The following is a 25,617-nucleotide window of genomic DNA, read 5'->3' as shown; positions in this document are numbered from 1 at the left end:
CAAAAAAAGAAAACCTTACGGTCTTCTTTTAGGAAATTTTCAATTTGCGACGAAGTGCCTTAGCGCGAGAACCAATTAGCTTATCCAGCTGGCGTGTTTTCAAGGTCAGAAGGACAAAGACTACTATTCCAGCTGAACCACTAATGGCAACATGAACAGCACAGATGAATTGACCAGACAGAGGCAGAATTTTAACAAGTCCAAACTCTACAAGCCAGATAACCACACCCATAATCAAGCTAATCCAACTAATGGTCAATATGTCTTTCTTCACATGAGCTTCATCAATCGGCACCACTTGCTTAATCCGCTTATAAAAGAGATAAACCGTTACTGTCAAGCCAATGGCTGAAGCAAGCAAGGAGCCATAAGCATGGAAGAGCCAAAGTGCTGGCAACTGCAAGATACATTTTACGGCAAGACCAATAAAGAAGTACTTAATCGCCGCACGATTTTCAAAGATAGCTGGAATCACTACACCAAAGATAGCATAGAGTCCTTGGATGAAAATCAAGAGAAGATTGGCAATGAAGAGCTGAATTTCCGCATTTGTAGCTAAATTATAAAAGCTGCTGTAGAGCGGACGAGCTAGGAGAACCGTCCCCGTAATAGCTGGAATGACAAAGATAAAGAGCATCTGCAAATTATCCTCGATTAACTTCCCAGTTCCTTTTTTATCCCCCTGGACAAAACGCTCCGTAATCAAAGGAATGGCCACACTTCCAAGCGAACCTGTCACCCCAATAATCAACATGGTAATCTTACTTGGATTAGCCGTCATATAAGAGTACAAAACAAGGAGACTCTTCTTACTTTGGTCCGTAATCAGCGCCATAAAATTGACGAAAGTCATTTGGTCAATCAATTGGAAAATCTGGAAGGCACAGCCCAAAATGATAAGCGGAATAGCTTCCCTCACCGTCTCCAAAATCAAGCCCTTCAAATCAATGGTGACTGAAGCCGGTTTTGGTCGGAAAACTTTCTTAACAAATCCCTGCTTATACATAGTGTAACCCAAGGTACCAACACTGGCAATCATTCCAATAAAGGCCGCAAATGTTGATTGAACAACCGCTTCCTTATAGTCACCTGATCCCAATTTCATAATAAAAAAAGTTGTTGCCAAAATCCAGATAACTCGAACAATTTGCTCCACAATCTGACTAACAGCATAAGGCTTCATATCGTGGTGTCCTTGGAAGAAGCCACGCATAATACTCATGGTTGGAAAGATAAAGAGAGGAGGAACGAGGCTATACATAACCGGAATCAACTCCTCTTTGGCACCCGACATTTGAGCCAAAAGAGGCGAAGATAGATACATGATAGCAGCAAAGACAACTCCCAAAATCACCATGAGTTTGAAAAATTCTCTTACCAAATAGTAAGAAATGTCCGAGCGACCCTTGATATTGTATTTAGCAATCTGCTTGGCAACTGCAGTTGGCAAACCAACTGTTGATAACAGTAAAAAGTTAGCATAGACCTGGTAGCCCATGTTGAAGAGAGCGTTAGCTTCTGCTCTGTGTTCTCCCATCCATCGATACCAGATGATAATGTAGATAACCCCCAGTAAACGGCTGATAAAACTACCAGCTGTTAACCAAGCTACTCCACGCACCATGGTCTCCTGACCATGCGACTGTTTGGTTTCTGTATTTTCAGACATAATATTCTCTCTCATTGCTTTCTTGTCTGTATATTATAAACTTTTCCTTCTAGCTTGTAAAACGGGAACATTTAGTTTAGAATGATAAGGACCTCTTTTACCAGTAAAATGTAAGGAATTAGTTATGAAAAAACACGCCTACTTAGTCATTGCCTATGATAAATATGAGCAACTTGCTTTTCAAATTTCACTGTTAGATGACCCTCGTAATGATATTTTTTTCCATATTGATAAACGAAGCCGTCTCACCAAAGAAGACCAAGACATGTTACAGGCTGCTGCTAAGCATTCTAAGGTATATTTCATACCTCGAATCGCTGTTTATTGGGGACATTTTTCTCTGGTGGAATGCGAGCTCTTACTTTACAAATCTGCCGCAGAAAAAGGGCCCTATGCCTTCTACCATTTGATTTCAGGCGCAGACCTCCCTCTGCAATCTCAGGATGTCATTCACGATTTTTTCCAAGATAAAACAGACAAGATTTTTATCACTCGCTATAACCAAGAAGAGGCTGAAAAATTAAAACTGTACAAGTTGGTTGAGCATTATCATCTCTCACGTCGCATTAATCCACGTAATCTCTCACCTTTTGCACGTAAAATCTTGCGTGCTTATCAGATTGCTGAAAATAAAATCCAAACTGCTTTAAAAATTGATCGCCTGCACGGAAAACGAAAAGAATTGGGCTTCGATGGCTTCTCTGAGTGGAAATCATTCAACCACGATGTCCTTCTGACAGTCCTAGAAAATGAAGCCTTTATTCGCAAACATTTCCGTTTCACTTTCTGTTCAGATGAGTATTTCTTCGCCATGGTGTTAAAACGTGCTAACCTATTGGAGAACATCTATCACTACGATCCTGTTGAAGAGGTTCCAGATGAATTCCAAGGAAATCTACGCTATATCAACTGGTGGGATGGGCGTCCCTATGAGTGGACAGATAGTGAAAAAGATATCGCTCAGCTTGAGAAAGGACGCGAGCTTGGTCATCTCTTCTCTCGCAAATTCAATCTTGAAAAACATCCTAAACTTAAGGAATACATTCTTTCGATTACACAATAAAAAGAGCCCGCGAGCTCTTTTTTTATTGTGCTGGTCCAGCGAATGACTGACTGTAATACACATATTGTGGATTGATATTTTTCCCTAGCAATTCGTCAACTCTTGCAAAAGAATAACCCTGTCCTGTCAAATAAGCTAATACACTGTCTAAAGAAGCCACCGTTGTCGGATGAATATCATGCATGAGAATGATACTTCCTGCTTGCGTGTGCGCCTTGACTTCTCCCAAAATAGCTGCTGGGTTCTTACTCTTCCAATCCAAGGTATCCACCGTCCAATAAATGGCTGGTAGATTGGTCACCGCCTGCACGGCCTGATTGACAGCACCGTATGGAGGACGATAAGAAGTTGGTCGTTGACCAGTGACCACCTGTATAGCAGATTGAGTATCTTCAATTTCCTGCTTGATTTGATCTGCCGCTAACTTGGTTAACTGCGGATGATTCCAGCTATGGTTGGCAATTTCATGCCCTTCTGCCTGCATACGCTTCAGAATAGCCTCATTTCCAGCAATATTTTTCCCTAAGACAAAGAAGGTTGCCTTGACCTTATATTTCTTCAACAAATCCAGCACCTGCGGTGTCGTCTCCGGACTTGGACCATCATCAAATGTAATAGCAATCCGCAGCTGGTTCTTTTTGGCCTCCTGTTCAGCCAAATAAGCTTCATATTCTTTTTTATCTGTTTCTGTCAGATAATCTACCTTAATTTCATCATAAAGTGTTGAAACAGGCAAGCTCAACTGGCGAACACCTGCCAAGTCACTTGGAAAATGAAGAGTCAACTGACTATTATCATAGCTAAAATCAAGACTCGCTAAGTCTAGTTTCTTCAAATCAGCTACAGCTTGATTTTTTTCATCCTCTGACTTACCTAACTTGCCTATTTCATCAACCAGCTGTTTTGCATAGGCTTCTACTACAGGCTGACTATTTGAAAATAGCTTGGTCAGATCGAAAGGTTGATTGTCTTCTGTTAAAAACAAGCTTCCCTCATCCTCTGACTGCTCTCCATCTAACTTCGCTCCTTTAATGTGATAAGAAATTGAGTGTAATCGCTCTTTTCTGACTTTGGGAAAATTTGTTTTTTCTTCTTTTGCCATTAAAAGATAGAGGCGATCGACAGCTCCTTTAGCTGGCTTTCGACCAATTTTCTTTTCAATAGAAGCATACATTTTCTGTTCCAGTGAAGAGATGCGTTTCCCATCTTTTCCTTTTGGAAAATAGGCAATTACTCGGCTGTGCCCTGTATTTCCTTCTTGTAAATCATAAGCTAAGGATGGTGCTAATTGCTTCTTTTTCAGCTCAATTGCCTGAGCCAAACTTCGGTCAATGTAGGTTTTATAGGCAAAAAAACTACCTACACCAACTACTGCTAACATGAACAGATTTACCAGCAATAACCACCACCACTTTTTCATTTACGTGCCCTCTTCTTATTTTCTTCCATACCATACTAAGCTATTTACAAGCTAGTGTCAATAAAATTATGGTAACAATTTTGTATGAAAAGGCTGAGAACTTGTCCCAGCCGATATCTAATCTTTAGTCTGCACGAATGACTTCCACACGGTAGCCATCTGGATCTGTAACAAAGTAGTAATGACCTGGATTTCCCGGAAGACCAGACAACTCTGTCGTTGGATAACCAAGTGCCTTATGCTTGGCATTATCCCCTTCTAGGTCATCGGAAGAAAGAGCCAAATGAGAGAAGCCATCCCCTACTACATATGGACCATGGTCAAAGTTGTAAGTCAATTCAATCTCAAACTCATCTCCTGGCAAGGCCATATAGACCAAGCTAAACTTGTGTTCTGGGTAGTCCTTACGACGGGTTTCTACAAAACCAAAACAATCCGCATAAAACTTCATTGAAGCTTCCAAATTCTCAACACGCAAACACGCGTGAAGCATTTTCAAACTAGCCATAATTCCTCCTTATTTTGGCATCACAATAATGGTGAAATGATGTCCGTCTAAATCCTCAAAAGCACCTCCAAAAATACCTCCGCGATCTCCTGCTTGTACTGTTACGCGACCACCATTTTCCGCAACCTTCTCTAAGAAAGCAACCACTTCTTCTGGACTTTCAACATCAATGCTCACTAAGGCATCATTGCCTGTAGCTTGAAAAGGCGCCATCCTAGCGAATACAGACTCAGAAAAATAAACAATCTGCCCATTTTTGCCCAGACGAATATCAACTACCGGTCCCGTCTCACCTTGGGGATAGGAAACTTCAAACCCTAAATCCGCAAAGAAGTCAGCAGTTGCTGAAACGGATTTGCTTGAAAAATTTAGCCACATTGATTGAACCATCATTTCTCCTAAGTAATTTCTATCACAAATATTCTAGCATATTGATAGAAAGAAGGGTACAAAAAGAGAGTGGGACAAAGATCGTGATTTCGCAGAAATCGATTTTGTCGTCCCACCTCCGCACAGTTGACTAGATTGGTCAAAATCGCTTGCCTAGCAAGAGATGAGAACATTCAGTCAACCACTGCGTCAAACTGTTAAAGTTATAAAAGTTTGAGAGCCTGAGACTTTTGTCCCAGGCTCTTCCTCCAGAATTACTTACCAAGGTAGTATTCTGAAACGATGTTCAATTTTTCGTCCAATTCAAATACCAATGGTGGGAAGTTTGGAATTTCAACGTCCATGATTTCATCGTCAGACAATTGTTTGATGTGTTTTACAAGGGCACGGATTGAGTTACCGTGTGCACCTACGAATACGTTTTTACCATCTTTAAGTGCTGGAGCGATTTTATCTTCCCAGAATGGAAGAGCGCGTTCCAAAGTCACTTTCAAGTTTTCAGCATCTGGAATAACTGAGTCATCAAGGTGTGCGTAACGACGGTCTGTGTGAGCTGAATGCTCATCATCTTTTGCCATATCTGGTGGCAATGTGTCGTATGAACGGCGCCAGATGTGAACTTGTTCATCACCAAATTGCTCAGCTGCTTCTGCTTTGTTTTTACCTGTCAAACCACCGTAGTGACGTTCGTTCAAGCGCCATGATTTTTCAACTGGTACCCAAAGTTGGTCAGCTGCTTCAAGAGCAAGGTTTGTTGTTTTAATCGCACGTTTCAAAACTGATGTGTAAGCAAGGTCAAATTCGATGCCAGCTTCTTTAATCAATTTACCAGCGTCAATCGCTTGTTGTGTTCCTTTTTCTGACAAATCAACGTCAGCCCAACCTGTGAAAAGGTTAGCTTTGTTCCATTCTGACTCACCGTGGCGAGCAAAAACCAATTTTACCATTCTATTGGATTCTCCTTTTTATTTTGAGGTTGCCCTCTTTTACCTTTCTATTCTACACAAAAAACATTAAAAAAGCTAGACTTATGGGAAGGTGGTTGCGTTTTCATGGTTTTATCTGTAAAAATCAGCCCTGAGACGGATAATCTTTCCAAACTTTTTTAGCTAAACATGATATAATGGAAAGGCTGATTAAGACACTATGGGTGTCTAAAAGACAGGAGTCATCATGAAAAAAGTCGCTATTGTCTCTGCCTACCGCTCTGCCATCGGCAACTTTGGAGGTAGTCTTAAAGACATGAAAATGGCTCAGCTGGGTGCCGATGTAACCAGTTATGCCCTCGAACAAAAAAATATTCCTACTACTCTTATTGATGAAGTGATTTTCGGAAATGTCTTATCTGCTGGTCATGGACAAAATATTGCCCGCCAGATTGCGATTACTGCAGGTATTCCTGAAGAAGTTTCAGCCTACACAGTCAATAAGGTCTGTGGCTCAGGCTTAAAAGCTGTTCTTCTGGCTGCTCAATCCATCCTCCTAGGTGACAACGATGTCGTGCTGGCTGGTGGTATTGAAATGATGAGCCAAGCAGCTTATATTAATAAAGAAGCTCGTTTCGGTAGCAAATTGGGCCACCTATCTCTAGCAGATAGTCTGCTCCTAGATGGTTTAACAGACGCTTTTTCTGGAGAGCATATGGGGATTACCGCTGAAAATGTAGCGGAACTCCACGGTATTTCCCGCGAAGAACAAGATGCCTTTGCCCTTTCTAGTCAGGAAAAAGCTACGCGAGCTCTTGAAAATGGTCGCTTCGCTGATGAGATTGTTCCTTTAGCCGTCAAACTTGGTCGTCAGAAAATCACCTTTGACACCGACGAGTATCCTCGCTCTACATCATTAGAAAAACTGGCTCAACTGCGTCCTGCCTTCAAAAAAGACGGTAGCGTAACGGCAGGAAATGCTTCTGGTATCAATGACGGTTGCGCTGTTTTGGTGCTGATGTCAGATGAGAAAGCTAATGAATTAGGGATTGAGCCACTAGCCTACATTGAAAGCTATGCAACTGCTGGTATCTCACCAGACCTTATGGGATTGGGACCAATTCCTGCTAGTCAAAAAGCACTCAAAAAAGCTGGCTTATCTGTTGAAAATATCGATCTCTTCGAATTAAATGAAGCCTTCGCAGCCCAAGCTATTCCTGTGGCCCGCGAATTAGGCATTCCAGCTGAAAAAATCAATGTGAATGGCGGTGCTATTGCCCTTGGCCACCCAATCGGTGCCAGCGGTGCTCGAATCTTGGTTAGCCTCATTCACGAATTAGAAAAACGTCAAGAAAAATTGGGCCTCTGCTCTCTCTGTATTGGTGGAGGGCAAGGGATTTCCCTTATTATTTCAAATGCAAAAGGATAGAAAATGAATATTGGTATAGATAAAATTGGTTTTGCTGCCCCCAGCTATGTCCTCGACTTAGCAGACTTGGCAGCTGCCCGCGATATTGACCCAAATAAATTTAAAATCGGACTCATGCAAAGCCAAATGGCTGTTGCTCCAGTCAGTCAAGATATTGTCACCCTAGGTGCTCAAGCAGCGCAAGCTATTTTGACCGACGAAGACAAAGAAGCTATCGACATGGTGATCGTCGGTACAGAGTCTAGTATCGACCAAAGCAAGGCAGCGGCCGTCTACATTCACGGCCTTTTGGGAATCCACCCCTTCGCACGCTCTATTGAAATCAAGGAAGCCTGCTATGGGGCAACCGCTGGTCTGAGCCTCGCTAAGAGTCATGTGGCACAATTTCCTGATTCAAAAGTCTTGGTAATTGCTAGCGACATTGCCAAGTACGGAATTGCTTCTGGTGGGGAGTCCACTCAAGGGGCTGGCGCTATTGCCATGTTGGTCTCTGCTGATCCTCGTGTTATGGTTCTCAACAATGATAATATCTGCCAAACCCGTGATATCATGGACTTCTGGCGTCCTAACTATGACAAGTACCCTCGCGTAGATGGAAAATTTTCAACTGAACAATACACTGATTGCTTGACGACTACCTTTGCTCGTTACCAAGAAAAAACTGGTAAGACTTTGGCGGATTTTGCAGCCATGTGCTTGCACATTCCTTTCTCAAAACAGGGACTTAAGGGACTTCAAGCTATTGCCCAAGAAGAGGATTTGGAACGCTTAACAGCCCGTTTCCACGAGGCTATCATTTACAACCAAATCGTGGGTAATATCTATACTGGTTCTATTTTCCTTTCTTTACTTTCTCTGCTGGAAAATAGCCAAGCTATCCAGACAGATGACCAGGTCCTCTTTTATAGTTATGGTAGTGGAGCTGTCTGTGAAATTTTCAGCGGACGCCTAGTTGAAGGCTTCCGTGATCAACTCGACAGCAAACGTTTGGAGAAATTACAAGCTCGTGAGCAATTGACTGTTGCGCAATACGAGGAAATTTTCTTCGAAGAAATCCAAGTAGACGCAGATGGTAACTCAGTTGAACTAACTGATACCGCTCCATTTGCCCTCCAAAAAATTGAAGACCACAAGCGAATTTATCGCAAAGGATAAAAATACGGAGCTGGGCAAAAAGTCCAACTCCTAATTTTATTTGAGCTAGAATTGCAAGACGCAGTGGTTGGGAGAAAGCCTTGCTATTTTAATAGCATAGTCTTTCCCCTGCACAGTTGTCGGGTGTTTCAGCACCCGACAACCACTGCTGATTGGCATCTTTGTTCGCTTTTCAAGCTTCAAAGATAGCCTAATCAACTGTGCGGGGGTGGGAGAGAAAAGGTCCAGTGGACGTTTTCTGCCTGAGCTAAAAAATAAGGGAGCGAAGGGAACTCTTTGTTGATTGCTATGAGTTCTTTCCCACTCCCTTTTGATGTGAAAGGAATCGTATGTCAGATTTTTCAGGATTTTATAAAAAAACACGCCAGGAGCGTATTCGTATTTTAGCTGACAAGACGGAGCTGTCTGAAGAAACATGTCAGATTTTAGAGGAAGACCGTAATTTACCAGAAACCGTTGCTGGAAAGATGGCAGAAAACCATCTTGGGACCTTTTCTCTGCCATTTTCTGTTGTTCCAGAATTTACAGTCAATGACTATGAATACCGCATCCCTATAGTAACAGAGGAGCCTTCTGTTGTCGCTGCCTGTTCATTTGGCGCCAAAATCATTGCCAAGTCCGGTGGCTTTACAACCAGCATTGAAGAGCGGCTCATGATTGGTCAGGTTGCCCTTTATGATGTAGTCGATATGGAAAAAGCTCGCGCTGAATTGCTGGAAAATAGCCAGCAGATTATCTCCCTTGCCAATCAAGCCCACCCTTCCATTGTCAAACGAGGAGGTGGTGCACGAAAAATTTCAGTGGAAATCAAGGAGCAGTTCCTCATTCTCTACCTACACGTGGATGTCCAAGAAGCTATGGGGGCCAATATCCTCAATACCATGCTTGAAGGGATTAAGGATTATCTGGAAAATGTGACCGCTGGAAAAAGTCTCATGGCGATTCTATCCAACTATGCGACTGATTCACTAGTGACAGCCAGCTGCCGTATTAAGATTTCCAGTCTCCATACAGATCCCGCCCTTGCTCAAGAAACAGCAGAAAAGCTAGCTCTTGCTAGCAAACTTGCTCAAGTCGATCCCTATCGGGCAGCTACGCATAACAAGGGGATTTTCAATGGGATTGATGCTCTTGTTGTCGCGACCGGAAATGATTGGCGAGCTGTTGAAGCCGGTTCCCACGCCTATGCCAGCCGTGATGGGATTTACCGCGGATTGTCAACTTGGACCATTGACGGAGAAGCATTAGTTGGGAGCTTGACCCTGCCAATGCCTATTGCAACTGTCGGAGGCTCCATTGGTCTCAATCCAAAAGTTCAGGTTGCCTTTGACCTCCTTGGTCACCCCGACGCCCGTACCCTAGCCGGTCTCATCGTGTCCGTCGGACTCTGCCAAAACTTTGCAGCACTGCGGGCTTTGGTGACATCTGGCATCCAGCAAGGGCATATGAAACTCCATGCAAAATCCCTAGCTATGTTGGCTGGAGCCATAGAAAACGAAATTGAAGAGGTCGCTCGTCTCCTTCGTCAAGAAAAACATATGAATTTGGAGACAGCCGAAAAACTTTTGACGCAGGTACGCACTCCATAGATATGTAAAAAGAACTTGGGCAAAAAGTTTCAAGTTCTCAAATTTTTATAGTTTTAACAGTTTGATGTAGTGGTTGACTGAATGTTCTCATCCCTTGCTACACAAGTAATTTCGAATAGAAGTGGGAGTGAAATAGTCTGGGGAGAGACTATTTCAGCCCGAACCTTAAATTAAAGATGTGAGGGAAAATCGATTTCTGCGAAATCACGATTTTTGTCCCACTTTCTTTCTAATCTTCTAACATCATTTCCAGTCGTGTTTTCTGCGCTGACATACCCAAGCGTTCATAAAAGCGAGCTGCACCTGCATTATCATTCCAAACATCTAAGGTCAGATTGTGACAGCCAAGTTCTTTAGCATATTCCTTAGCGAAGTCCATGAGTTTTTGGCCGATGGCTTGACCACGAGCAGACTCATCCACACAAAGATCATCGATAAACAGCGTTTTGATCAGCTCTAACACATTACTGTCAGCTTCCTTTATTTGACAAAAAAGGTGCCCTAAAATCTGCCCTTCTTTCTCATAAACAAAAATCGGTCTTTGGTCATCGAGCACCAGTTTCTCTAATTCTTCAAATGAGAACTTCTGCCCCTTTGCCTTAAAAATATCTGGACGCACCTGGTGATGCACCAATAAAATCTGCTGTAAAAAATGAATCAAGACTGGAATGTCTGTCTGACTTGCTCTTCGAATCATATGCTTTCTCCTTATGATGTTTTATCCTACCACAAAATAGTATCTTTGTAAAATCAGACCTGAGACGGATGTCAGCAGCAAGCCAATCCCTTATACTATAGGTGTATCCTAAATATTTCATCCTCTAGTTCACTAGACTAGAGGATAATCTCCTTGAAAGTCCAACCTCCGTGTTGGATTTTTTGTATTGTTTTACTTATCTCATTTCAAAACATCAAAAAATTATCATCAAGTTCTAATTCTTTTCTATAAAGCTCTGTTAGACACATATTTTACAATTATAGCTATGAAATCCACCAATGCTTAGTTGAAATTATCTACTTCCATAAATAAAATTTTCATCTACAACTTTGAGAGTCTAATAATTTTTACAAGTTGCCCCCTCTATAGTACGACAAAACAAGAGGTTCCCAACTTGTCCAACAAGATATTTTCTTTGACATATACTAATACTACTCTTGGTAAAGTATTAGGAGTAAGTTCCAAAATTTGTTTGTTCATATCTGCCACCTTTCATTTTAGGGAGATAAAAAAGCACCATATCGGTGCTTAATGATATTAACAATCGTAAAATACATACTTTTCACGTTGTAGTCTACATCTTTTTCATCTGAGTCATAGCCATATTCATCTTCAAAGTAATCATATTTATCTTTAATGCATTTATCCAATTTTGCCTCAAAAATATCGCTCTCTTCCTGTGGTCCATAGATAGCCGCTACAGGAAAAATAGGTGCTACTAAACGATAGCCAAAAATTTCGCTGAATGTATCTGCTTTTTCCGCTACACGTAGATAGCTTTCGATAATCTGCATGACTACCTCTCCTTTAGTTTATTCATAATATAATTATAACTCTATGGAAATGTTTTTTCAATTATTTCTCCATCCTCACAATCAAATTACACCTCAAATATATTAATAAAGAACTCACTTCCAAGTTTACTTTTTTAAAAGATGCTAAATCAGATATCTCCCCACATCACTAAAAAAATAAAATGTAACCAAAGTCTTGGAAAACTACTAAAGTTTTGCCCCAAAACATAGAAAAAAGCCTACTGCACAACGCTGAAACGTTGATACAATAGGCTTTTTAAGTCGCAACTATTTAACAGCGTCTTTAAGAGCTTTACCAGCTTTGAATGCTGGAACTTTTGAAGCTGCGATTGTGATTTCTTCTTTAGTTTGAGGGTTGCGACCTTTACGTTCTGCACGTTCGCGAACTTCAAAGTTACCGAAACCGATCAATTGTACTTTTTCACCAGCTGCAAGGTAGTCAGTTACTGCTGCAAATACTGCATCAACTGCTGCTGCTGAATCTTTTTTAGTCAATGAGGTTGCTTCTGCAACTTTTGCGATCAAATCTTGTTTATTAGCCATTTGCTAAGTCCTCCAATAATTTTCTGAGTTTTTACTCACCCTATTATCTTACCCGAAAAAACGATTATAGTCAAGTTTTTAACAGGTTTTTCAAACCTTTTTTCAAGATTTTCTACGGTACAAATCAAATAATATTTGGTCATTGTAGAGGTCAATTGTGTTGGCTTTTACATAGATACCCAAGTCGTTTTTTATATCTGATAGACTAACTTTTACTGTCGCTGCTTCTATGTCGATACTGATAAATGAGGGCAATTTATAATTATTTTGCAAGTAAGACAAGACCTCTGCTTTTGGAAACGAAAGACTTCCTGCTGAGATTTCCGTCACCGTCAACAAAACACTCCCATCTTCCAATTTACTCGGTTGGAAGTAAATATAGAGTGGTATGTCGGCTCCAAAGAGCTCATATTGTCCTTCAAACAAGACCAGTTGATTCGTAGCATAAACCTTATAGGTAAAACCTTTTTTCTGATAATCTTTGAGATAAGCCGCAATCGTGTCATTTAGCTGATCTCGACTGGTCGAAAATGTTCCAATTTTAGGATCCTTTTTACTGCTAACCACAATCTGGCTGGTATTTTCTCTGCTACTGGTTATCCTAAAAAAGAGAACCAGGCTGACAGCTATCAGAGCAGACAACAAGAGTAAAAAAGCCCATTTCCAACCATTAATTTTTCCACTTGTCTTTTGTTTCATGAATTTTCTCCATTACTGCTGCTTTCATGATTTCATAACCCGTATTATTGGGGTGAAAATTGTCTCCTTCATAGAGAAGATTATTGGTCTGATTGGAACTTGTAGAGGTCTGCGAAGACGAGGAGGAGCGGCTTGAATCAAAGCTATCCTGCCCATTCAAACCTTGGTACAGCAAATCATTGATAGGGACAAAATAAACATTGTCGTAACCTTTCAAGCTAGCTTCCGTAGTCTCATTCCAATTGTCCACAATCGTCTGCATATCCGTCATTTCAGGAAAATTTAGATAGTAAGGATTGTAAATGCCCAGTACGTAGATAGGGAGATCCTTATTTTCTTGTCGGGCAGTCTCAATAATCTTTTTAAGACGTTTGCTGTAAGCCTTGGCTGGCTTTGTGAAGGTAGAAATTTTTAAGCTCTGAATGTTATTTAGAATCACATAGCGCAAGTCATTTCCCCCGACCGTCAAAGTCATGACATCTGCCTTCTTTAGGCTGGCAGCTAACTGACTATCTTCCTGTATGCGCGCTAAAATCTGCTTGCTGGTATTTCCCGAAATACCATAATTTTCAGCAATGACTTCATAACCATATTCGTTGGTCAAAGACTGAGACAAGAGCGGGACAAAGCCACCTTGATTGGTCGAGTCTCCTACTCCCTGAGTCAAGGAATCTCCCAAAGCGACATAATGCAACTGTGGTCGAACCGTTTTTTCATAGTCTTTTTTTGTCAAAAGGGCTGGCGCTGTCGGAATCAAAGCTTGGAAAAGAAAGAGAAAACCTAAAAGACTGGTAAAAAAGAAGACCAGTCCTTGCAATATTTTTCGATTATTCATAGCGTACAAGAATAGCCCAGGCATCTTCGCCTGTATGTGTTTGGATAATAGAGCTTGTCTCTAAAACAGGAATCTCAACGGGAACAAATTCTTGCAATTTCGCCTTCATTTCCTCCGCAAAATCACGTGTCCCTGCATAGGAAATTCCCAATTCTGCAATTTTCTTGTCTCCAAGTCCAGCAATAAATTCATCCAGCCATTTTTTGAAAGTCTTAGCACCGCGTCCTTTTACAATCGGATTGAGGGCATCATTTTTCATTTCCATAATCACTCGAATGTTCAAAAGAGAGCTGAGAAGTCCTGTCACACGGCCAATACGTCCACCTTTAACCAGATTTTCCAAGGTAGAAACACCGATAAATAACTGCGTCTTATCATGAACTTCTTGAATGGCAGCTAAGATTTCTTCCTTGCTTGCGCCAGCTTGTGCCATACGAGCCGCTGTCGTTACTTGAAATTTTGTTGCCTGATCGGTAAAGCCAGAGTCAATGATTGTTACATCTGCACCTGACAAGGTCGCCCCTTGACGGGCTGCTTCTACCGTTCCTGAGAGAGCGTGGGACAAGGTAATCGCGATAATTTCGCTCCCATCACTAGCCAAACTTTCAAAAACTTCTGCAAACAAACCAACTGGTGGCTGACTGGTTTTAGGAAGATTTTTGCTCCCCTTCATCAAGTTCAGAAATTGACCTTCTTCGAGGTTGGCATCTGAGTAAACGACCCCATCAATCATGACGGAAAGTGGTACAACTGTGATATCTAGTTCCTTGACCAATTCTGGTTCAATCGTATTGCTAGAATCCGTTACAATTTTAATACTTGGCATTTCTCGTTCTACTTCACATTCTTTGAATTTCTTGACTACCATTATACCAAATTTTTAGAAAAATAGGTACTAGCAAATATAGTTTAGGAAAGCCCATCCAAGCCATCCCATTCTGCATAAAATTGTTTGAGGTAGGCTTCCATAAAAGCATGTCGCTCAGCTGCTAGTCTTTGTCCCGTTTCGGTATTCATATAATTTTTAAGGAGAAGAAGTTTCTCGTAGAAATGATTGATGGCTGTATCCCTGCCAGAACGGTATTCTTCCAAGGTCATTTGCTGGCGCGGGGACAGGTTTGGATTGTGAATAAGGCGGCTTTTGTTACCCGAATAGGCCATGGTCCGCGCGATTCCGATTGCCCCAAGAGCATCTAAACGATCCGCATCCTGCACCACCTGACCTTCTAAAGAAAGCTGAGCATCTAACTGCGTGCCTCCTTTAAAAGACATTTTTTGAATAATGTCCAAAATCTCTGAAATGATTTCCTCAGCTGCTTCCTGGTTTATCAGCCACTGTCTGACAATCGCTAAGCCCTGCTCTTCTGTCCCTGCAATCTTTTCGTCTGCCAAGTCATGCAAAAGGGCTGCCAACTGACAAATAAAGGAATCTGCTCCTTCTTCCCTTGCTAAGCGGATTGCCATATTTCTGACGCGGACAATATGCCACCAGTCATGACCGCTGGCTTCGCTCGCTAATCTACTCTCTACAAAAATCTCAGTTTCTCGTAGAATATCGTCTTTATTTTTCATATTTTTTCTTTCAAAAAAGTAAGAATCTGTATTCACTCGTGAAATGCTTTGATTCAGGAGATATTTTTTTGTCATCAAGGTAGTTTTTTGAAAGAATACTGACTGTATTTTGAAAAAAACTAACGATGGTGAAGGGAAAATTAGCCCTGAATAAGAGTACTGAACTGTGGATACAGGTTCTCAGCCACAGCCTACTTCTTCAATAACTCTCTTGCCTGTACACGAGCTGCTTCTGTCACATCACTACCAGCCAACATTTTGGCAATTTCTTCCACACGTTCTTCTCTTGTTAGCAAGCGAACACGAGAAACAGTTGAAGACTCGTCTGACACTTTTTCGATGAAAAATTGATAGTCAGCAATGGCAATAACCTGAGGCAAATGCGAGATAGCTAGCACTTGACCGTGTTGACCTATCTTGTAAATCTTTTGGGCAATGGCCTGGGCAACTCGTCCTGAAACACCTGTATCTACCTCATCAAAGACAATAGATGTCTTGTCTTCGCGACGAGCGAAGGCCGACTTGATTGCCAACATCAACCGCGACAATTCTCCACCAGAAGCCACCTTAACAAGTGGTTTAAAATCTTCTCCCGGATTAGCAGAAATGTAAAATTCCACCGTTTCATTGCCCTCGCGATTAAACTTGCCCTTGCTAAAATTAACCTTGAACTGAGCCTTTTCCATGTAAAGATCTTGCAATTCTTGACGGATTTCAGCCTCCAAATTTTCTGCCAAATCATGTCGAGCCTGACTGAGTTGATCAGCCAAGTGCAGAAGGTCTTTTTCTGCATGCTTGAGTTGACTTTCCCAATCGCCGTCAGATAAATCGTTGCCGGTCAAGAGGTTATATTCATCTGTGATTTTTACCAAATAATCCAAGACATCGTCAACAGTACCGCCATATTTTCGAGTGATGGTATTGAGCAGGTCTAATCGACTTTCTAACTGGAGTAGACGATTGCCATCAAAGTCCAGATTGTCCAAAACATCACCCAAAGTCTTGGTCACTTCTTCAACCACATAATAAGCTTCCGTCAGACTGTCTGATAATTCCTTGTATGTAGGGTCAAATTCTTCTAGACTTTGCAGATCATTCATGGCAGACCCCAAATTAGATAAACTTGAAAAATCTTCATTATCCAGCATGGTAAAGGCATTTGTCAGAGTGTCCGCAATCTGCTTATGGTTGAGCAGTTTTTCTCGTTCTTTTTCTAACTTAACATCCTCACCTGCTTGGAGAGCAGCCGCTTCAATCTCTGCCATTTGGTACTCCAGCATTTCAATCCGCGCCTTATGCTCCTGCTCATTTTTTTGCTTATCAACCACCTGCTTACGAAGGGTACGATAACGATCAAAAATGCCCTGATACTCCGCCTTTAACTGCCAAAAATCGGCCTCTCCAAAACTATCCAACAAGTGAATATGGTGCTGAGCTTTCATCAGTTCTTCCTGATCATGTTGACCATGGATATCCACCAAATACTGACCAACTTCACGGAGAACAGATAGATTGACCAACTGACCATTGATACGACTGACGGAGCGCCCATTCGCCAAAACTTCGCGACGGATAATCAGTTCCTCTGCCACCTCAATCCCTTGGTCTGCCAAAAAATCCGTTAACAGACCTTCTTCAACAGCAAAGAGCCCTTCCATCTCTGCTTTCGTTTTTCCATGCCGAACAACATCCGTTGTCGCCCGTGCTCCCAAGAGCAGGTTCATAGCGTCAATAATGATGGATTTACCCGCACCTGTTTCTCCCGTCAGCACCGTCATACCCTTATCAAAAGTCAGATGAACCTCTTCGATAATGGCGAAATTTTTAATTGAAATTTCTAAGAGCATACCCTACCAGACTTTCATGGTTTGTTCCATTTGTGGAATAATAGCCTCATCTTTGACAATCAACAAGATGGAGTCATCATCAGCAATGATACTAAAAATCTCATCTGCAAAAAATTCTAAAATTTGGCGTTTTACAACTGTTGTGCTTCCTGGTACCAAACGCAAATTGATCATGTTGTTCATGGTTGATAAGTGATGAATATTGCTCGTTTGTAGCTTAGCAGCATTTGTTTTAGAAAAGCCGTAAATGTAGCCATTTTCTGATGGAACTTTGATAATGCCCAATTCTTTAATATCTCGTGAAACAGTGGCTTGTGTAGCGACCACACCCGCTTCTTTTAAACGTTCAACGATTTCATCTTGAGTGTCAATTGGATAGCGCAAAACCAATTCTTTTATCAATTGTAAACGATCACTTTTCTTCATTTTTCTTAAATTCCTCGTGTGCTTTTTTTGTAATTTCCGAAATGTGTTCGGCTACTACATTTTGAGCGTCAGCCGATTTTTTCAAATGAGCTAAAAATTCAATGTTTCCATGTCCGCCTTGAATCGGTGAAAAATCTAACCCTCTAACTGTAAATCCGTAATCCACGGCAAAATTTGTCACCGTTTCTAGAACTTTTTCATGGACTGACTTATCTTTGACGATTCCATTTTTACCAATCTGCTCGCGCCCCGCTTCAAATTGGGGCTTGATAAGAGCGACAACTTGACCGCCATCCGCTAGAATCCCATGCAGAGCGGGCAAAATTAAATCCAACGAAATAAAACTCACATCAATTGAGGCAAATGCTGGCAGACCTTCTGTGAAATCAGCAACCTCTGCATAACGGAAATTGTACTGTTCCATCGAGCGCACGCGCTTATCTTGGCGTAGTTTCCAAACCAGTTGGTTGGTCCCCACATCTACTGCGTAGACTAGCTTGGCACCTTTTTGCAGCATAACATCGGTAAAACCACCTGTCGAAGCACCGATATCAATCGTAGTCTTGCCTTCAACGGAAATACCAAACACTTCCAGTGCCTTCTCTAGTTTTAGGCCTCCACGACTGACATACTTGAGCTTTTCCCCCTTGAGTTTTAGCTCCGTCGCCTCGTCAATCTTTTCGCCTGGCTTGTCATAGCGCTCGCCATTGAGAACGGAGACTACTAGCCCCGCCATGACGCCACGTTTAGCCTGTTCTCGCGTTTCAAAGAGACCTTGTTTGAAGGCCAAAACGTCCACTCTTTCTTTAGGCATTGAGTCGCAACCTTTCTATCAGTTTTGTTATTTGACCTGCATCAAACCCTTGATTTTTTTCTAGTTTTTGGAAAATGGCTAGCGCTTGATTTAGTGAATCCTCGAGAACTTGATAGGACTTTTCCAAACCAAGCAGGCTTGGATAGGTTGACTTTTCTGCTGACAAGTCTTTCTGAGGGGTCTTGCCAATTTCTTCAAAAGTCGCTGTCACGTCTAGGATATCATCACGCACTTGGAAAGCGAGTCCAACTAATTCACCTGCCTGATGAAGCTCGGTAAGAACTTCTTCTGACTGCTCAGCCAAAATCCCTGCCGCCTTAAATGGAAAAGCCAACAATTTCCCAGTCTTATTAGCATGAATCTGGGCCAATTCTTCTAGGGATAAGTCTTTTTCTTCTCCCTGCATATCTAACATCTGTCCACCCACCATGCCAAAGGTCCCTGAAGCAAGTGACAGTTCTGAAATCAACCTCACTCGTATCTCCGCTGGCAAATCAGCGTCAGCAATCAATCCAAAAGGATCCAAAAAGAGAGAATCCCCCGCCAAAATAGCTATCGCTTCGTCATACTTCTTATGATTGGTCAGACGACCTCGACGGTAGTCATCATTGTCCATGGCAGGCAGGTCATCATGAATCAACGAGCCTGTGTGAATCATTTCCAACGCTGCTGCGACCTGATAGTGATTAGTCGTCAAGCCAATTCCAAACCCTTCTAACATCTCCAACAACACCATCGGGCGAATCCGCTTGCCACCACAATTGATTGAGTACAAGATGGCCTCAATCAAGTCTGACGAAACCGTCTTGTGCGTCTTGCTATAGTAACGATGAAGAGCTTCATCAATCTTCTTCAACTCAGCCATTATGCATCTATTTCCACTTCTGTACCGTCAGCTTGCATGACTTTTACCAAGGTTTTTTCTGCTTCGTTCAGCGTTTTTTGCAAGTCCTTGGACAACTTCATTCCTTCTTGAAAGGCAGTAAGTGCCTCTTCTAAGGCTACATCACCTTGCTCCAACTTGGTCACAATGGCTTCCAAGGCTGCTAAGTTCTCTTCAAATGTTTGCTTGTTTTTCGACATGTTTTACCTCTGTATCTACTCGACCATCCCGCATCCGTAGGGTCAAGGTTTTGTTTTCTTCAATTTTTTCTACGCTATCTAGTACGCGACCATCCTGCTCCAAAATCGCATACCCTCGCGCCACAATTCGTGTTGTATCTAGCATGGCCAAGGCCTCCATGAGCTTATCAGCGCGAGCCATTTTGTTGTCATAGATATTGGCCATATTGCTCTTTAGCAGACGCTCAAACTGACCAACCCACTCTTTGTAAACAGAAACCTTCTTTCCCATATCCAAGCCACTTAGTCTTTGAGACAACAGCTGACTTTTCTGCATTTTTTCACGAAAAATAGTCTGTACTTGGCTGTCTAGACTAGTGGTCAAGCGGTCCAATTTCTGCAAATATCCGTCATAAAGCCGTTCTGGCTGACGAAAAATAACAGACTGCCCTAGACGATTGAGCTGGCTACGCAGGTAAAGAATACGATTATTGACTGCTTGGCTGGCACGATTTTCCTGCTGGCGAAAGTGGTTGAGAATATCTAGCTTAGCAACTGGCGTCGCAAGCTCCGCTGCAGCTGTCGGGGTTGCTGCCCGTCTATCTGCCACAAAATCTGCTAAGGTCGTATCTGTTTCGTGACCAACACTGGAAATAATTGGCAACCGAGACTCAAAAATAGCCCGCACAACGATTTCTTCATTGAAGGCCCAAAGGTCTTCAATAGAACCACCACCACGGCCAACAATCAGAACATCCAAATCCTCACGAGCATTGGCTTTTCGGATATTAGCAGCCACTTCTTGCGCAGCCCCCTCACCTTGCACCTTGGTCGGAAAGAGCAAGATTTCTACGCCAGGGAAACGACGACTAACCGTCGTGATAATATCTTGAATAACCGCCCCACTCGGACTAGTGATCACACCAATCTTCTTAGCAAATTGAGGCAAGGCTTGCTTGAACTCTGGATTAAACAGTCCCTCTTTTTGAAGAGCGTTTTTCAATTGTTCAAACTGGACAGCGAGCGCTCCAATCCCGTCTGGTTCTATCTTTTCAATGACAATCGAATAGGACCCGCTCGGCTCATAAAGCTGCACGCGTCCCACAACATTGACCTTCATACCTTCTTCAAGGTCGAACCCCAACTTTTTATAAACACCCGCCCAGACCGTAGCTTGAATAACAGCCTTGTCATCCTTGAGTGAAAAATACTGGTGACTGGGACGCTTTCTAAAGTTAGAAACTTGACCTGTCAAATAAACCCTTTCTAGATAAGGGTCGCGATCAAATTTTAATTTCAAATATTTTGTCAAACTGCTGACTGACAAATAGTCTGTAGGTTGCAAACTTGACTCCCTCTCATGTGACACAATTTATACAATTATACCATTTTTTTGCATAAAACAATAAAATTTAAAGCCTAAAAACAAAGAAAGAGTGGGACAAAAATCATGATTTTGTAGAAATCGATTTTGTCGTCCCACCTCCGCACAGTTGACTAGATTGGTCGAAATTGCTTGCGTAGCAAGGGATGAGAACATTCAGTCAACCACTGCGTCAAACTGTTAAAGCTATAAAAATTAGAGAACCTGAGACTTTTGTCCCAGGCTCTCTAAAGGAGATTATGAAAAATATTTAGGATTGATATTAGTATACCCTCTGCCAATAAATTTCTCATCGGTCTTGAGGCTGATTTTATTTTTCTTGCCAGATTTTTTGAAGATAGGCAAGGGTCAACTGACTGGTATCTGGGACAAGGGCAATGTCGTCTCCCAGGTCCTCAGCTTTACCAACACCAACAGGGAGAGCACCCGCAGCCTTGATGGCTGTGATTCCAGCAAATGCATCTTCGATCCCAATCGCTTCTTCAATGGCAACATCAACCTGCTCAGCTGCTGCTAGGAAAATATCTGGTGCTGGCTTAGAAGCCGCAACCTTGGCTGGATCCGCTACAGCATCAAAATAATCTGTCAACTCCATCTGTTTCAAGAGGAAGGGACCATTCTTAGAAGCGGAAGCCAAGGCAATCTTGATGTCCGCTGCTTTCAACTCTTGCAAAAGTTGTAAAATTCCAGGATAGACATCAGCTGGCGTTACCTTCTGAATCATATCTACATAGTTATCATTTTTGCGAGTGGCGAGACGAGCAAATTCTTCCTCAGAAACAGAGACGTTTCCCAAGTCCAGAATCTTGCGAAGAGAGTCATCACGTGAGACGCCTTTCAATTGTTCGTTAAATTTGCGGTCAACGCCTTGAATCCCTAATTCTTCAGCTAAGGCTTTCCAAGCCAAATAGTGGTACTCGGCTGTGTCTGTGATGACACCATCCAAGTCAAACAATACTGCTTTAAACATTTCTTTCCTCCTGAGTCAAGCTATAACTTTCTAGCTGACCCTTCACTTTTATCTTAAAGGTCATCTTCTTAATGTGGGCTGGTAATTGATTGCGGAAAACAGGACGATCATTTTCAAAATGCAAGCCTGCAAATCCATAAACCAAGCCCAACCAGCTACCACCCATATTGGCCGCATGAATGCCATGACTAGCATTTCCTTGACCATCTGCCATGTCCATAATGCCAGAATCTGCAAAGAAGTTATAGGCTACTTCATCACGTCCCAAGCGACTAGCAATAATCCCATGAATGGCCTTAGATAGACTGCTATCGTGAGTCGTCAATGGTTCATAGTAATCAAAATCGCGTTCCTGTTGCTCTAAGCTGACTGGATAGAGCATGTGGGCCAAGAGTGTGTCTGCCTGCTTGAGCACCTGATGTTTGTAAATCTTAATCGGATGATAGTGGAGCAAGAGCGGGTAGTTTTCCGCAGGAGTTCCTGCAAAATCCCAGACTTGCTTGTCCAGAGATGTATCATCCTGCTTGGTCAAAAGCCGCTCAGCATCAAAACCAAGATACATGTCATCAGCTGCCTTTTGCCAGTCAGCTGCTTCTTGAGCATACTCACCAAAACGCTCTGCTAATTGTGCTGCGTAAGTGAGGTTGTGCTGAGCCATTTTGTTGGTGTAATAGTTGTTATTAACAAGAGCCGTATATTCATCAGGACCTGTCACTTCATGGATTTCAAAGCCACGCTTGGAGAAGAAGCCGAAACTCAGCCAGAAGCGAGCTGTTTCATAGATAAGCTCCTTAGCTTCCTTGATAAAGCCTGTATCTCCAGTGACTTTTTCATAAAGAGCAAAGGCATAGGCAATATCGCCATTAATATGAAATTGAGCCGTTCCAGCAGGATAATAGGCTGAGGTTTCACGACCTGAAATTCCCCGCCATGGGAAAAGAGCCCCTTTAAAGTTCAACTCAGCAGCACGCTCTTGAGCTAGAGGGAGTTTATTGAGACGATAGGTCAATAGACTCTTGGCAATCTCTGGTTGGGTAAAGATGAAGAAGGGTAGGAGATACATTTCCGTATCCCAGAAATAATGACCTTCATAACCCTCACCCGTCAAGCCTTTGGCACCGAAATTGGTCAAGCCATCACGACCAGCTGAGTTGAATAAATGATAGAGATTGAAACGAATGCCTTTTTGAAGCACCTCATCTCCTTCAATAACAATATCAGATACCTGCCAAAATTCATCAAAAATAGCAATTTGCTGGGTTTTCAAGTCATCGTAATCTACCGCTTGGAAATGATTCTCGCGTGACAAACGGTAAAAACTATCAAATGTGACAGACTGACCTTGAACTACATCAAGCACCTGTTCCACACTCGTAAAGTCAAAATACAAACTCAAGCCACTATGACGGGTTAAGAGACGATTTCCCTCAAATATCAAGTCTGCACTGGCTTCGCGAATACGAGGATCAAAATCTTCATCAGACTTAGCGGCAATATGATGCGCAGCTTTTTTCAAAGAAACTTGACCTGAGAAATTCAGCGCTGTCAGCGTCCATCTTTGCGCATATGTATCGCGTTCAGCATGGCTGGTAAAACTTTCTAAGTCAATCTGTAGCTGTTGACCGGTCGCATTTTCATAGACAAAAGATTCTTGCAAAATCCCTTGCGCCATATTGAGTTCCCGTTTTTCAGAAACCAATCTATCAAAAACTTGACCATCAACCTGGACATCCAAAGAACGGAAATCAAATAGTTTGACCATGGTTTCATGTTCTTTAGCGTAGCCGTAAGCATTTTCTCCGTAGATAATGTCATGAGACTCATAAAAACCATTGACGAAAGAGCCTGGTGTAGACTCTTCTGTCACAAACGGATAGCTAGCACGTACTCCTATAAAACCATTGGCTTGGGCAAAAAGTGTCTCCATATTGCCCACAGCCTTGGTTGGTAAATCGACTAAAGTAAGAATAAAATCTTGCATAAACACTCCTATTTCTCACCGTCCATCCGTACACCTTGCAGGAAGTAACGGTTGAAAATGATGTAGAGAATAATGATTGGAATAATGGTCAAAACTGACGCCGCCATCACACGGTTCCACATTTGACCACCTTGGTCAGCTTTTTGCAACATCTGCAAACCAACTGTCAAGGTAAATTTATTTTGCGTTTTCAAGTAAAGCATTGGAGACATGAAGTTATTCCAAAAAGCCATGAAAACAAAGACTGCCTGCGTCGCGATAGACGGTTTTGCCAAGGGCATAACAATCCGGAAGAAAGTTCCTGTACGGCTTAAGCCATCAATCCGTGCAGCTTCTTCTACATCAGTTGGGAAACTGAGGAAGAATTGGCGCATCATAAAAATATTTCCGATATTGACTGCCGCTGGGAGAATGAGTGCCCAATAGCTATCCAAGAGTCCTAATTTTGTGATAATCAAATAGTTGGGAATCAAAAGAACTTGAGTCGGCACCATCATCATGGCCAAGATGCCGTAGTAAATCTTAGAACGACCAGGATAGTGGAGACGAGCGAGACTATAACCAGCCATGGTATTCAGGAAAAGGTTAATGGCTGTACCAATGGTTGAAATGATGACTGAGTTAATAAACCATTGTACAAACATAGAGCCTGACTCTGGACTGAAAAGATACTGGTACTGTTCTGTCGTGAAGTTTTTTGAAATGATGGACAGGCTTCCGCTTGTAATCTCAGAAAGAGGTTTGAAAGACGCCGAAACTGCCCACATAAATGGATAGAAGGTAATAAAAGCGTAGCCTATCAAGATAATATACAGAAGGACTTTCAGTGCTTGTGATTTTTTAGTTGTTTTCAAGACCGTTACCTCCATTTAATTTTTCAGCAATTCGTGTCACGATAAAGATTATCACTGCTAACAAGAGCGCCAGAACTGCCGCATAACCCATTTGATTATTTTGACCAAAGGCATATTGGTAAATCAAAAGCGATACCGTCAAAGTAGAGTTGGCTGGACCACCCGTACCACCTGAGAAAATGTAAGACTGGTCAAACATTTGGAAGGTTCCGATAATCCCTGACAAGAGTACATAGGTTGTAATTGGTCGAAGATAAGGAATTGTGATATAGCGCAATTTTTCAAAAGCATTAGCTCCATCAATCTCAGCTGCTTCATAAAGTGAATAAGGTAAATCCACCAATGAAGCCAGATAAATGGTCATAAAGTAGGGAACTGTTGACCAGATATTCATGACCATGATCACTTTCAAAGTCCAGTTGGTATCATTGATAAAGTTAATCGGTTGCTCGATGAAATGGAGGTTGAGCAACATTTGGTTAATTGGTCCATTTTGGTTAAAAATGAACATAAAAATCAAGGTCAAGGCTGCTGAACTGGTCAAAGTAGGTAAGAAATAAATCAAACGGAATAGCTTTTTCCCTTTAACGTCACGATTGGCTAACACATAAGCCATCACAAGAGCAATAATGGTCTGAGCTGGTACCACAATCAAGGCAAAGAAACCTGTATTTTGCAAGGCACGAATTAATTGTTTATCACTTAAGAGATTGTGAAAATTTTTAAAATTATTCCATTCATAGGTGTGAGCAATTAAATTTACATTGTGAAATGTCAGATAAATCGCAAAGAGAATGGATAGGATGAAAAAGACAAAAATCACAAGAAGGGCTGGGGCTAGGAAACTATATCCTTGAATCATCTCTTCTAATTGTCTTTTAGTTGACTTTGGTTTTACTGGTGTCATCATAATTCTCCAAAAATGCCTGATGTAAAAAGAGAAGGTGG

The 25,617-nt window shown here is 42.0% G+C and carries 26 protein-coding genes; 4 read left to right on the top strand and 22 right to left on the bottom strand.

Annotated features, from left to right (window positions below; genetic code table 11):
* Positions 1–28: 28 nt before the first annotated feature.
* Positions 29–1,669 carry a putative polysaccharide biosynthesis protein gene (locus ACHUFA_RS01625; RefSeq protein WP_394404718.1) on the bottom strand — a complete coding sequence of 547 codons (1,641 nt, stop codon included), beginning with the start codon at positions 1,667–1,669 and terminating at the stop codon, positions 29–31.
* 124 nt (positions 1,670–1,793) lie between these two features.
* Between ACHUFA_RS01625 and ACHUFA_RS01620 the strand changes: the two genes are divergently transcribed.
* Complete coding sequence (locus ACHUFA_RS01620; RefSeq protein WP_394404717.1) at positions 1,794–2,732, top strand: beta-1,6-N-acetylglucosaminyltransferase; 939 nt, start codon at positions 1,794–1,796, stop codon at positions 2,730–2,732.
* Positions 2,733–2,754: 22 nt separating this feature from the next.
* Here the strand turns inward: ACHUFA_RS01620 and ACHUFA_RS01615 are convergent, their stop codons facing one another.
* The 4 genes from ACHUFA_RS01615 to ACHUFA_RS01600 form a co-directional block, all read right to left on the bottom strand.
* The gene (locus tag ACHUFA_RS01615) at positions 2,755–4,152 is read right to left on the bottom strand and encodes a polysaccharide deacetylase family protein (RefSeq protein ID WP_394404716.1); all 1,398 of its coding nucleotides are present in this window, start codon (positions 4,150–4,152) and stop codon (positions 2,755–2,757) included.
* Positions 4,153–4,276: 124 nt separating this feature from the next.
* On the bottom strand, positions 4,277–4,660 hold the full coding sequence (gloA, locus tag ACHUFA_RS01610; RefSeq protein WP_222346853.1) for a lactoylglutathione lyase: 384 nt from the start codon (positions 4,658–4,660) through the stop codon (positions 4,277–4,279).
* Positions 4,661–4,669: 9 nt separating this feature from the next.
* Entirely contained in the window at positions 4,670–5,050 is a 381-nt protein-coding gene (locus tag ACHUFA_RS01605; protein WP_394404715.1) for a VOC family protein, read from the bottom strand.
* Positions 5,051–5,304: 254 nt separating this feature from the next.
* Positions 5,305–5,997: a phosphoglycerate mutase gene (locus ACHUFA_RS01600; protein ID WP_222346857.1), complete on the bottom strand. Its 693-nt coding sequence runs from the start codon at positions 5,995–5,997 to the stop codon at positions 5,305–5,307.
* Positions 5,998–6,223: 226 nt separating this feature from the next.
* Here ACHUFA_RS01600 and ACHUFA_RS01595 point away from each other — a divergent pair, with 226 nt between their 5' ends.
* The 3 genes from ACHUFA_RS01595 (at position 6,224) to ACHUFA_RS01585 (ending at position 10,149) form a co-directional block, all read left to right on the top strand.
* Positions 6,224–7,405, top strand: a complete 1,182-nt coding sequence (locus ACHUFA_RS01595; protein ID WP_394404714.1) for a thiolase family protein — start codon at positions 6,224–6,226, stop codon at positions 7,403–7,405.
* Positions 7,406–7,408: 3 nt separating this feature from the next.
* Complete coding sequence (locus tag ACHUFA_RS01590) at positions 7,409–8,560, top strand: hydroxymethylglutaryl-CoA synthase (protein WP_394404713.1); 1,152 nt, start codon at positions 7,409–7,411, stop codon at positions 8,558–8,560.
* A 329-nt stretch (positions 8,561–8,889) separates the two neighbouring features.
* Positions 8,890–10,149, top strand: coding sequence for a hydroxymethylglutaryl-CoA reductase, degradative (locus ACHUFA_RS01585; protein WP_222346870.1), 1,260 nt, complete (start codon positions 8,890–8,892; stop codon positions 10,147–10,149).
* A 229-nt stretch (positions 10,150–10,378) separates the two neighbouring features.
* On the opposite strand, the gene ACHUFA_RS01580 is transcribed toward ACHUFA_RS01585, so the two are convergent.
* The 17 genes from ACHUFA_RS01580 to ACHUFA_RS01500 form a co-directional block, all read right to left on the bottom strand.
* Positions 10,379–10,846 carry a GNAT family N-acetyltransferase gene (locus ACHUFA_RS01580; protein WP_394404712.1) on the bottom strand — a complete coding sequence of 156 codons (468 nt, stop codon included), beginning with the start codon at positions 10,844–10,846 and terminating at the stop codon, positions 10,379–10,381.
* Positions 10,847–11,364: 518 nt separating this feature from the next.
* On the bottom strand, positions 11,365–11,661 hold the full coding sequence (locus ACHUFA_RS01575) for a peptidase (protein WP_318530319.1): 297 nt from the start codon (positions 11,659–11,661) through the stop codon (positions 11,365–11,367).
* Positions 11,662–11,949: 288 nt separating this feature from the next.
* Positions 11,950–12,225 (bottom strand): HU family DNA-binding protein, encoded by a 276-nt coding sequence (locus ACHUFA_RS01570; RefSeq protein ID WP_222346874.1) that lies wholly within the window; start codon positions 12,223–12,225, stop codon positions 11,950–11,952.
* Between the two features lie 102 nt (positions 12,226–12,327).
* Positions 12,328–12,924 carry a YpmS family protein gene (locus ACHUFA_RS01565; RefSeq protein ID WP_222346876.1) on the bottom strand — a complete coding sequence of 199 codons (597 nt, stop codon included), beginning with the start codon at positions 12,922–12,924 and terminating at the stop codon, positions 12,328–12,330.
* On the bottom strand, positions 12,896–13,759 hold the full coding sequence (locus tag ACHUFA_RS01560; RefSeq protein ID WP_394404711.1) for an SGNH/GDSL hydrolase family protein: 864 nt from the start codon (positions 13,757–13,759) through the stop codon (positions 12,896–12,898). The genes ACHUFA_RS01565 and ACHUFA_RS01560 overlap by 29 nt, the downstream gene beginning before the upstream one ends.
* On the bottom strand, positions 13,752–14,585 hold the full coding sequence (locus tag ACHUFA_RS01555) for a DegV family protein (protein WP_394404784.1): 834 nt from the start codon (positions 14,583–14,585) through the stop codon (positions 13,752–13,754). Before ACHUFA_RS01555 ends, ACHUFA_RS01560 begins: the two co-directional genes overlap by 8 nt.
* Positions 14,586–14,668: 83 nt before the next feature.
* Entirely contained in the window at positions 14,669–15,331 is a 663-nt protein-coding gene (locus ACHUFA_RS01550) for an HD domain-containing protein (protein WP_394404710.1), read from the bottom strand.
* A gap of 191 nt (positions 15,332–15,522) precedes the next feature.
* Entirely contained in the window at positions 15,523–17,178 is a 1,656-nt protein-coding gene (gene recN, locus ACHUFA_RS01545) for a DNA repair protein RecN (RefSeq protein WP_394404709.1), read from the bottom strand.
* Between the two features lie 3 nt (positions 17,179–17,181).
* The gene (locus ACHUFA_RS01540; protein WP_222346883.1) at positions 17,182–17,604 is read right to left on the bottom strand and encodes an arginine repressor; all 423 of its coding nucleotides are present in this window, start codon (positions 17,602–17,604) and stop codon (positions 17,182–17,184) included.
* Positions 17,591–18,418: a TlyA family RNA methyltransferase gene (locus ACHUFA_RS01535; RefSeq protein ID WP_222346885.1), complete on the bottom strand. Its 828-nt coding sequence runs from the start codon at positions 18,416–18,418 to the stop codon at positions 17,591–17,593. The genes ACHUFA_RS01540 and ACHUFA_RS01535 overlap by 14 nt, the downstream gene beginning before the upstream one ends.
* Positions 18,411–19,283, bottom strand: a complete 873-nt coding sequence (locus tag ACHUFA_RS01530; protein WP_222346887.1) for a polyprenyl synthetase family protein — start codon at positions 19,281–19,283, stop codon at positions 18,411–18,413. Before ACHUFA_RS01530 ends, ACHUFA_RS01535 begins: the two co-directional genes overlap by 8 nt.
* Entirely contained in the window at positions 19,283–19,501 is a 219-nt protein-coding gene (locus tag ACHUFA_RS01525; RefSeq protein WP_222346889.1) for an exodeoxyribonuclease VII small subunit, read from the bottom strand. Before ACHUFA_RS01525 ends, ACHUFA_RS01530 begins: the two co-directional genes overlap by 1 nt.
* The gene (gene xseA / locus ACHUFA_RS01520) at positions 19,476–20,825 is read right to left on the bottom strand and encodes an exodeoxyribonuclease VII large subunit (RefSeq protein WP_394404708.1); all 1,350 of its coding nucleotides are present in this window, start codon (positions 20,823–20,825) and stop codon (positions 19,476–19,478) included. Before xseA ends, ACHUFA_RS01525 begins: the two co-directional genes overlap by 26 nt.
* 349 nt (positions 20,826–21,174) lie before the next feature.
* Positions 21,175–21,834, bottom strand: a complete 660-nt coding sequence (pgmB, locus tag ACHUFA_RS01515; RefSeq protein ID WP_394404707.1) for a beta-phosphoglucomutase — start codon at positions 21,832–21,834, stop codon at positions 21,175–21,177.
* Positions 21,827–23,815, bottom strand: a complete 1,989-nt coding sequence (locus ACHUFA_RS01510) for a glycoside hydrolase family 65 protein (RefSeq protein ID WP_394404706.1) — start codon at positions 23,813–23,815, stop codon at positions 21,827–21,829. The genes pgmB and ACHUFA_RS01510 overlap by 8 nt, the downstream gene beginning before the upstream one ends.
* 8 nt (positions 23,816–23,823) lie before the next feature.
* Positions 23,824–24,684, bottom strand: a complete 861-nt coding sequence (locus ACHUFA_RS01505; protein ID WP_222346904.1) for a carbohydrate ABC transporter permease — start codon at positions 24,682–24,684, stop codon at positions 23,824–23,826.
* Positions 24,656–25,579, bottom strand: a complete 924-nt coding sequence (locus ACHUFA_RS01500) for a carbohydrate ABC transporter permease (protein WP_222346906.1) — start codon at positions 25,577–25,579, stop codon at positions 24,656–24,658. The genes ACHUFA_RS01505 and ACHUFA_RS01500 overlap by 29 nt, the downstream gene beginning before the upstream one ends.
* Positions 25,580–25,617: the final 38 nt, after the last annotated feature.

This window comes from Streptococcus hepaticus (assembly GCF_043656315.1).
GTDB lineage: Bacteria > Bacillota > Bacilli > Lactobacillales > Streptococcaceae > Streptococcus > Streptococcus hepaticus.
This window is presented reverse-complemented; position numbering and strand designations above follow the sequence as displayed.

What these genes read in the sequence shown, in the direction of transcription:
- ACHUFA_RS01590 (WP_394404713.1), top strand. Translation starts at nt 7,409, where the DNA reads ATGAATATTGGTATAGATAAAATTGGTTTTGCTGCCCCCAGCTATGTC.
- ACHUFA_RS01550 (WP_394404710.1), bottom strand. Translation starts at nt 15,331, where the DNA reads ATGAAAAATAAAGACGATATTCTACGAGAAACTGAGATTTTTGTAGAG.
- ACHUFA_RS01535 (WP_222346885.1), bottom strand. Translation starts at nt 18,418, where the DNA reads ATGCCTAAAGAAAGAGTGGACGTTTTGGCCTTCAAACAAGGTCTCTTT.
- ACHUFA_RS01560 (WP_394404711.1), bottom strand. Translation starts at nt 13,759, where the DNA reads ATGAATAATCGAAAAATATTGCAAGGACTGGTCTTCTTTTTTACCAGT.
- gloA (WP_222346853.1), bottom strand. Translation starts at nt 4,660, where the DNA reads ATGGCTAGTTTGAAAATGCTTCACGCGTGTTTGCGTGTTGAGAATTTG.
- ACHUFA_RS01595 (WP_394404714.1), top strand. Translation starts at nt 6,224, where the DNA reads ATGAAAAAAGTCGCTATTGTCTCTGCCTACCGCTCTGCCATCGGCAAC.
- ACHUFA_RS01625 (WP_394404718.1), bottom strand. Translation starts at nt 1,669, where the DNA reads ATGTCTGAAAATACAGAAACCAAACAGTCGCATGGTCAGGAGACCATG.
- ACHUFA_RS01605 (WP_394404715.1), bottom strand. Translation starts at nt 5,050, where the DNA reads ATGGTTCAATCAATGTGGCTAAATTTTTCAAGCAAATCCGTTTCAGCA.
- ACHUFA_RS01565 (WP_222346876.1), bottom strand. Translation starts at nt 12,924, where the DNA reads ATGAAACAAAAGACAAGTGGAAAAATTAATGGTTGGAAATGGGCTTTT.
- ACHUFA_RS01500 (WP_222346906.1), bottom strand. Translation starts at nt 25,579, where the DNA reads ATGATGACACCAGTAAAACCAAAGTCAACTAAAAGACAATTAGAAGAG.
- ACHUFA_RS01505 (WP_222346904.1), bottom strand. Translation starts at nt 24,684, where the DNA reads ATGGAGGTAACGGTCTTGAAAACAACTAAAAAATCACAAGCACTGAAA.
- ACHUFA_RS01615 (WP_394404716.1), bottom strand. Translation starts at nt 4,152, where the DNA reads ATGAAAAAGTGGTGGTGGTTATTGCTGGTAAATCTGTTCATGTTAGCA.
- recN (WP_394404709.1), bottom strand. Translation starts at nt 17,178, where the DNA reads ATGCTCTTAGAAATTTCAATTAAAAATTTCGCCATTATCGAAGAGGTT.
- ACHUFA_RS01585 (WP_222346870.1), top strand. Translation starts at nt 8,890, where the DNA reads ATGTCAGATTTTTCAGGATTTTATAAAAAAACACGCCAGGAGCGTATT.
- ACHUFA_RS01580 (WP_394404712.1), bottom strand. Translation starts at nt 10,846, where the DNA reads ATGATTCGAAGAGCAAGTCAGACAGACATTCCAGTCTTGATTCATTTT.
- ACHUFA_RS01555 (WP_394404784.1), bottom strand. Translation starts at nt 14,585, where the DNA reads ATGCCAAGTATTAAAATTGTAACGGATTCTAGCAATACGATTGAACCA.
- ACHUFA_RS01510 (WP_394404706.1), bottom strand. Translation starts at nt 23,815, where the DNA reads ATGCAAGATTTTATTCTTACTTTAGTCGATTTACCAACCAAGGCTGTG.
- ACHUFA_RS01575 (WP_318530319.1), bottom strand. Translation starts at nt 11,661, where the DNA reads ATGCAGATTATCGAAAGCTATCTACGTGTAGCGGAAAAAGCAGATACA.
- ACHUFA_RS01530 (WP_222346887.1), bottom strand. Translation starts at nt 19,283, where the DNA reads ATGGCTGAGTTGAAGAAGATTGATGAAGCTCTTCATCGTTACTATAGC.
- ACHUFA_RS01570 (WP_222346874.1), bottom strand. Translation starts at nt 12,225, where the DNA reads ATGGCTAATAAACAAGATTTGATCGCAAAAGTTGCAGAAGCAACCTCA.
- ACHUFA_RS01620 (WP_394404717.1), top strand. Translation starts at nt 1,794, where the DNA reads ATGAAAAAACACGCCTACTTAGTCATTGCCTATGATAAATATGAGCAA.
- pgmB (WP_394404707.1), bottom strand. Translation starts at nt 21,834, where the DNA reads ATGTTTAAAGCAGTATTGTTTGACTTGGATGGTGTCATCACAGACACA.
- ACHUFA_RS01540 (WP_222346883.1), bottom strand. Translation starts at nt 17,604, where the DNA reads ATGAAGAAAAGTGATCGTTTACAATTGATAAAAGAATTGGTTTTGCGC.
- ACHUFA_RS01600 (WP_222346857.1), bottom strand. Translation starts at nt 5,997, where the DNA reads ATGGTAAAATTGGTTTTTGCTCGCCACGGTGAGTCAGAATGGAACAAA.
- ACHUFA_RS01525 (WP_222346889.1), bottom strand. Translation starts at nt 19,501, where the DNA reads ATGTCGAAAAACAAGCAAACATTTGAAGAGAACTTAGCAGCCTTGGAA.